The 1,389-nt window shown below is 37.7% G+C and carries 1 protein-coding gene; it reads left to right on the top strand.

What is annotated here, in order from left to right; translation table 11 throughout:
- The first annotated feature begins 71 nt into the window (after nt 1-71).
- Complete coding sequence (locus NI469_RS15645; RefSeq protein ID WP_004282307.1) at nt 72-1,376, top strand: IS4 family transposase; 1,305 nt, start codon at nt 72-74, stop codon at nt 1,374-1,376.
- The last annotated feature ends 13 nt before the right edge of the window (nt 1,377-1,389 follow it).

Genomic DNA, 1,389 nt, shown 5'->3' with positions numbered 1-1,389 from the left:
TAATGCCAGTCAGTTAAGCAAAAAAAGTTAAAATGCTGTAAAAAGAGCGTATGTAAATACGCTCTTTTTTTATGAATTTATCTCAGAATCTAGATTTAACATTAAAACAAACCCTACCTTCACTTTCACAATTCAGTGAATTGATTGATTTAAACTGGATTGAAGATTGCTTAGACCAAACAGGTAAAGCATCAATTCGAAAAAGAAAACTGCCTGCTGAACATGTTGTTTGGCTGGTAATCGGACTTGCTCTATTTCGAAATCAACCGATTTGGTATGTGGTTCAACAATTGCAACTTGTTTTCGGTACGGCAGAATACTGTGTACCGAGTGCATCCGTACAAGCAAGACAACGCTTAGGCTTAGAACCCATGAGTGCTTTATTTTCGACATTAAGTCAGGCATGGTTTAAAGACTCACAACAACAATATAGCAACTTTCACGGTCTATGCGTTTGTGCTGTAGATGGTGTGGTTTGGTCTATGCCTCATACAGAAGAAAACTTTAAGCACTTTGGTTCATCCAAAGGCAAAACAGCAGCTGCACCTTACCCACAAGTTAGAGCGACTTGCCTGGTGAATACCAATACCCATGAAATGATTGATGCCCAAATGGGCAGTATGGATCAAGGTGAATTAACCTTAGCCAGTCAATTAAAAGCACCAGTTCGCAGTATTACCCTATTTGATCGTGCTTACTTCTCTGCTGATTTTTTAGTGAGCTGGCAATCTCAGGCAGAAGAGAGTCATTGGTTGATGCGAGCAAAGGACAACCTGCGTTATGAAGTGATTCATCATAATGCGGCCCATGACTTTCAGATCAAAATGCCTGTTTCAGCAAGAGCAAAAAAGATAAATCCGTCATTGGGTGACTATTGGGAAGCACGTTTAATTGAAGTTGAATATGCAGGAAAAATAAGACGTTACATTACATCATTAACAGATTCTAAAGTTTATCCATTCAAAGACCTTGCAATGCTTTATATCCAGCGTTGGGAAATAGAAATGTGTTATCGGGAAATTAAAAGTGATTTACAGGATGCAAGGATTTTAAGAAGCAAACAACCTGATTTGGTCTATCAAGAATTGTGGGGGGTATTTATTGCATATAATATCTTAAGAAGACAGATGAGGTTTATCGCTGAACATGCAAAGGTGAGTCCTTTAAGGATCAGTTTCCATATTGCATCTATGAGTATTATCAATATCTTAAGGCACACACCTTTAGAATCAGCAGGAAACCTACCCAAACATTTAGCGCAATTATTTGAACAATCTAAAATATTTGTATTACCTGAAAAAAGGCAAAGGCAATGTCCGCGAGTAGTGAAAATTAAAGCACAAAAATATCCAAGAAAATGCCAGTCAATTTCTTAACTGACTGGCATTA

Source organism: Acinetobacter lwoffii (assembly GCF_024129735.1).
Taxonomy (GTDB): Bacteria; Pseudomonadota; Gammaproteobacteria; order Pseudomonadales; family Moraxellaceae; genus Acinetobacter; species Acinetobacter lwoffii_H.
This window is presented reverse-complemented; position numbering and strand designations above follow the sequence as displayed.